Source organism: uncultured Tepidimonas sp. (genome assembly GCF_938045175.1).
In the GTDB taxonomy this organism is placed as follows: Bacteria; Pseudomonadota; Gammaproteobacteria; order Burkholderiales; family Burkholderiaceae_C; genus Tepidimonas.
The window spans coordinates 1-5,186 of record NZ_CALIND010000059.1 but is presented as its reverse complement, the minus strand read 5'-3'; the positions used below and the strand labels follow the sequence as shown (position 1 = coordinate 5,186).

Here is a 5,186-nt window from a genome sequence, read left to right as displayed (position 1 = left end):
CATTGCGATGTGTCCGACCACCGCTTCGAGCAACGCGGCCTGTTGCATGCGGTGCTGGCGCTGCCAGAGGATGTCGGCGACACGCCCTACCCACACTCGCGCGCGGGGGACAGCGCCCTGCACGTGATCGTGGTGCACCTGGGGCTGATCCACGCCAGCCGCGAACGGCAGGTGCGCGCGCTGGGCAACTATGTGGCGCAGCACGTGCCGCCGCAGGCGCCGCTGTTGGTGGCGGGCGATTTCAACGACTGGGGCGAGCAGCTGCACGCGCCGCTGGCGGCCCTGGGGCTGCATACCGCTGCGCAAGCGCGCGTGCCGACGTATCCGTCGCGCTGGCCGCTGCTGCCGTTGGACCGCATCTACGCGCGGGGGGCGCAGGTGCAATCCGTGGCCGTGCCGCCGCGCGGGGAGTGGGCGCGCTGGTCCGACCACCTGCCGCTGGTGGCGGAGGTCGAGTTGGCATGACCGCTACCCTGCAACCAGGGCATCACCTGCGCCTGCTGGAGGGAGGGCGCGCCTTGTTCCCAGCCATGGTGCAAGCCATGGAGCGCGCGCGCCGCCTGATCCACGTCGAGACGTACATCTTCGTGTTCGCCAACGCATCACTGGCCGTCGCCGAGGCGTTGGTGCGCGCCGCCCAGCGCGGCGTGGAGGTGCGGCTGGTGGTCGATGCGGTGGGCACGCCCGAGATTCCGCCCGAGTGGCAGCGCCGCTTTGCCGACGCCGGTGTGCAGTGGCGCACCTATGCCCCGCTGGGGCGGCTGGGGCTGCTCATCCCCAGCCGCTGGCGTCGGCTGCACCGCAAGCTGTGCGTCGTCGATGGCGTGGTGGGGTTTTGCGGCGGCATCAACCTGATCGATGACCAGGACGACGTGGTGCTGGGGCGGCTGGCGCAGCCACGGCTGGACTATGCGATGGAGGTCAGTGGCCCGCTGGTGGCGGAGATGCTGGCGACGATGGAGCGGCTGTGGTGGCGGCTGCAGGCGGTGGGGCAGATGCGCGAGCACGCTTTTCGCGCGGCGTGGCGCAATGCCTGGCGGTCGTCGTCCGGCGCGGTGATGGGACTGCCGCGCCGTTGGCGCCGCTGGCTGCGTCACAGGCAAGCCACCGCAGCGGACGAGGCGGCTGCGGTCGTGCAGGGCGCGCGTGCCGCGATTCTCTGGCGCGACAACGTGCGTCACCGGCACGACATCGAGCGCGCGTACCTGAGTGCGATCGAAGGCGCGCGCCGGGAGGTGATCATCGCCAATGCTTATTTCATCCCGGGTCGGCGGCTGCGGCATGCGCTGGCGCAAGCGGCGGCACGTGGCGTGCGCGTGCGGCTGCTGGTGCAGGGCAAGTACGAGCGGTTTTTGCAGTACCACGCGCCGCGCCCGGTGCACGCCTGGCTGCTGCGCCGGGGCGTCCAGATCCACGAATACGCGCCCAGCGCGCTGCACGCCAAGGTGGCGCTGGTCGATACCCACTGGGCGACGGTGGGCTCGACCAATCTGGACCCCATTAGCTTGCTGCTGGCGCGCGAGGCCAATGTGGTGACGACGGACGCGCGCTTCGTGCGCCAGTTGCGCGCGCGCCTGGACCACCTGCTGCACACCGCGGGCGTGGCGCTGGAGTTGAGCGCCCTGCAGCGCCGCCCGTGGCACGAGCGCGCGCGCGACTGGGTGGCGTTTGCGGTGATGCGCGCGGTGCTGTTCATCACCGGGCACCGGTATTGATGGCGGGGTTCACGGTCTGGTGTTAGGATGGATGCATGCTGATGAAAGCCCCCGAGACCATGACCGACGCCACCACCGCCGATGAAGGCGTGCCCGTTTCCGTGCGCATCCGCGAGCGCATCAAAGCGGCGCGCAAGCGCTATCACGCCAATGACAACATCGCCGACTTCATCCAGCCCGGCGAGCTGGAGCAGCTGCTCGACGAGGTGGCCGAGAAGATGCAGGCGGTGCTGGACGCGATGGTCATCGACACCGCCAACGACCACAATACGGAAGACACCGCGCGCCGGGTGGCCAAGATGTACCTCAAAGAGGTGTTCGCGGGCCGCTATGTCAAGGCGCCGACGATCACCGAGTTCCCCAACGCCGAGCACTTGAACGAGCTGATGATCGTGGGGCCCATCACCGTGCGCAGCGCGTGCAGCCACCACTTCTGCCCGGTCATCGGCAAGGTGTGGATCGGCGTCATGCCCAACGAGCACACCAACGTAATCGGCCTGAGCAAGTACGCCCGCCTGGCCGAATGGATCATGGGCCGGCCCCAGATCCAGGAAGAGGCGGTGGTGCAGCTGGCCGACTTGATCCAGGAAAAAACCCAGCCCGACGGACTGGCCATCGTGATGGAGGCGACACACTACTGCATGGCGTGGCGTGGCGTCAAGGACATGGACAGCCGCATGATCAACTCCGTCATGCGCGGGGTGTTTTTGAAGGATGCCAACCTGCGGCGCGAATTTTTGTCGCTGATCCCGCGCCAAGACGGCGCCCGTTGAGGGGGGAAAGCCATGCTGGTGAGGCTTTTGTACGTCAGCCGGGCGCGGCCGGAGCATACCGCGCAGGACATCGAGGACATTCTGCACGCCGCGCGCCACCACAACCTGCACAACGGCATCACGGGCATTCTGTGTTACGGCGGCGGTATCTATCTGCAAGCCATCGAGGGCGGGCGCGGCGCCGTCAACCGGCTGTACCGCCAGATCATCGAAGACCCGCGCCACCACGACGTGGAGCTGTTGCTGTACGACGAAATTACCGAGCGGCGCTTCGGCGGCTGGACGATGGGGCAGGTCAACCTGACCAAGCTCAACACGTCCATCGTGCTGAAATATTCCGAGCGGCCCGAGTTCGACCCTTACCGCGTCTCGGGCAAGGTGTCGCTGGCGCTGCTGGAGGAGCTCATGGCCACGGCCAGCATCATCGGCCGGGTGTGAGCGTCGGTCGAAACGTTGCCGAGCCTGTGGCAGCGTGCGCGCGACCGCGGCTGCTGGGGTGCGACTTCACCCGTGCGCCCACGCGGCGCAAGCCGATCGTGCATGCGGTCGGCCGTTTGCTCGGGCCGGCGGGCGCGCTGCAGCAGCACGAAGCCGGTCACCCCTGCTGGGGGTTGCCGCCGTTCGATCCTCTGGAGGGCTGGATCGTCACCGCCGGCTGCACACCGGACAGTCCGGCTGGCGCGGAAACGCCACCTCGCTAAAGGCCAGCCCACGGCCGTCGAGCATCAACAGCCGGCCCACCAAGCGTGAGCCCATGCCCACGATGAGCTTGAGCGCCTCGGCCGCCTGTAGCGTGCCGATGATGCCGACCAAGGGCGCGAACACGCCCATCGTCGCGCAGCGGGTTTCCTCCAGCGCGTCGGTGTCGGGGAACAGGCAGGCATAGCATGGCGACGCGGGCTGGCGGGGGTCGTAGACCGACAGCTGCCCGTCGAAGCGGATGGCCGCGCCGGACACCAGCGGCACGCCATGGCGCACACTGGCGCGGTTGATGAGGTGCCGGGTGCGGAAGTTGTCGGTGCAGTCCAGCAGCACGTCGGCACCGGGAAGCACGCGGTCGAGCAGCGCGTCGTCGGCGCGTTGGACGAGCGCCTCGATGCGCACCTCGGGGTTGATGGCGTGCATGGCCACTTGCGCGGATTGCACCTTGGGCAGACCGACGCGCGACAGGTCGTGCGCGATTTGTCGCTGCAGGTTGGTGGCGTCCACCGTGTCGGGGTCGATGAGGGTGATGCGGCCAACGCCGGCACTGGCCAGGTACAAGGCCACGGGTGAGCCCAGCCCCCCCGCGCCCACCACCACCGCGTGCGCGGCGAGCAGCCGTTCTTGGCCGTCGATGCCGATGTCGTCGAGCAGGATGTGGCGCGAGTAGCGCAGCAGTTGCTCGTCGGTCATGGGCGGGCAGGGCGTTAGGTTGGTCAGTTGGCCGCGCCGTCGTCTTTGGCTGGGCGCTCGCTGGCGGTCTTGCTGACCGCCACCGGCAGACCCTTGAGCTGGTTGAGTGCTTGCTGCAGCTGGAAGTCCTTGTCCGAGCCAAACTCGGGCAGCAGGCGGGCGTCCGGGTTTTTGCGCCGTTCTTCTTCCAGTCGCTGGCGGGCCGCCTCGCGCTCGCGCTCGCGCTGGCGCGCGGCTTCGCGTTCGGCTTCGTTCATGGGGCGCTCATCGGGGCCGGCCAAGTGCTTTTCCAGATCCGCCTCGCGCGTGCGCAGCGCGGCAAACAGGTTGCCTTCGGGCGTTTCGTCCACCCACACGTCGGGCACGATGCCTTTGGCCTGGATGGAGCGGCCGCTGGGTGTGTAGTAACGCGCGGTGGTGAGCTTGAGCGCGGTATCGGGCCCCAGCGGGCGCACGGTTTGAACCGAGCCCTTGCCGAAGGTCTGGCTGCCCATGATGGTCGCGCGCTTGTGGTCTTGCAGCGCACCGGCAACGATTTCGCTGGCCGAGGCTGACCCTTCATTGACCAGCACCACGAGCGGGATGCGCTTGAGCAAGCCGTTGGTCTGCTCGGTCAGGCGGGCGATCGGGTCGTTGCCGGCGCGGCGCAGGTAGTCACGCGGGCGGGCCCGGTAGGTGGCTTTGCTTTCTTCGAGCTGGCCGTCGGTCTTGACCACCACAGCGTCGTCCGGCAAAAACGCCGCCGACAGTCCGATGGCCGCGTCCAGCAGGCCGCCAGGGTCGTTGCGCAGGTCGAGCACCAAGCCCTTGAGCTGCGGTTCCGCGCGCACGATCTCTTCGACCTTGCGTGCAAAGTCCTCTAGCGTGCGTTCTTGGAACTGCGATACGCGCACCCAGGCGTAACCGGGCTCGACCACCTTGGCGCGCACGCTCACCGTCTTGATTTCTTGCCGCGTGATCGTGACCGGGAAGGTGCGGTTTTCGTCGCGGCGAAAGATGGTCAGCGTGACCCGGGTGTTGGGCTCACCGCGCATGCGCTTGACCGCGTCGTTGATGGTCAGGCCTTTGACGGGCGTATCGTCGATCTTGGTGATCAGGTCGCCGGCTTTGAGACCGGCGCGGAAGGCGGGCGAGTCCTCGATCGGCGACACCACTTTGACCAGACCATCCTCCATGGTGATTTCGATGCCGACACCCACGAAGCGGCCCGACGTGCCCTCGCGAAATTCCTTGAAGCTCTTTTTGTCGAAATACTGCGAGTGGGGGTCGAGCGCCGACACCATGCCCGAGATGGCGTCGGTGA

The 5,186-nt window shown here is 67.8% G+C and carries 6 protein-coding genes; 4 read left to right on the top strand and 2 right to left on the bottom strand.

Translation table 11 applies throughout. The features are described 5' to 3' along the window. The 4 genes from Q0716_RS03125 to Q0716_RS03110 form a co-directional block, all read left to right on the top strand. Positions 1-465: endonuclease/exonuclease/phosphatase family protein (locus Q0716_RS03125; protein ID WP_299019541.1), on the top strand; the 465-nt coding region annotated here is incomplete at its 5' end. Continuing rightward, the gene (clsB, locus tag Q0716_RS03120; protein WP_299019539.1) at positions 462-1,715 is read left to right on the top strand and encodes a cardiolipin synthase ClsB; all 1,254 of its coding nucleotides are present in this window, start codon (positions 462-464) and stop codon (positions 1,713-1,715) included. The genes Q0716_RS03125 and clsB, both read left to right, overlap by 4 nt. 35 nt (positions 1,716-1,750) lie before the next feature. Further along, positions 1,751-2,488 (top strand): GTP cyclohydrolase I, encoded by a 738-nt coding sequence (gene folE / locus Q0716_RS03115; RefSeq protein ID WP_299019537.1) that lies wholly within the window; start codon positions 1,751-1,753, stop codon positions 2,486-2,488. Positions 2,489-2,500: 12 nt separating this feature from the next. Then, on the top strand, positions 2,501-2,926 hold the full coding sequence (locus tag Q0716_RS03110) for a BLUF domain-containing protein (RefSeq protein WP_299019535.1): 426 nt from the start codon (positions 2,501-2,503) through the stop codon (positions 2,924-2,926). A 207-nt stretch (positions 2,927-3,133) separates the two neighbouring features. Here the strand turns inward: Q0716_RS03110 and Q0716_RS03105 are convergent, their stop codons facing one another. Together Q0716_RS03105 and Q0716_RS03100 are read right to left on the bottom strand one after the other, a co-directional pair. Next, positions 3,134-3,883 carry a HesA/MoeB/ThiF family protein gene (locus tag Q0716_RS03105; protein WP_299019533.1) on the bottom strand — a complete coding sequence of 250 codons (750 nt, stop codon included), beginning with the start codon at positions 3,881-3,883 and terminating at the stop codon, positions 3,134-3,136. A 23-nt stretch (positions 3,884-3,906) separates the two neighbouring features. Continuing rightward, on the bottom strand, positions 3,907-5,186 hold a 1,280-nt coding region (locus tag Q0716_RS03100; protein WP_299019531.1), incomplete at its 5' end, for a S41 family peptidase.

Bases quoted from the DNA above. Each gene is read 5' to 3' on its own strand.
- clsB (WP_299019539.1), top strand. From the start codon at position 462: ATGACCGCTACCCTGCAACCAGGGCATCACCTGCGCCTGCTGGAGGGA.
- folE (WP_299019537.1), top strand. From the start codon at position 1,751: ATGCTGATGAAAGCCCCCGAGACCATGACCGACGCCACCACCGCCGAT.
- Q0716_RS03110 (WP_299019535.1), top strand. From the start codon at position 2,501: ATGCTGGTGAGGCTTTTGTACGTCAGCCGGGCGCGGCCGGAGCATACC.
- Q0716_RS03105 (WP_299019533.1), bottom strand. From the start codon at position 3,883: ATGACCGACGAGCAACTGCTGCGCTACTCGCGCCACATCCTGCTCGAC.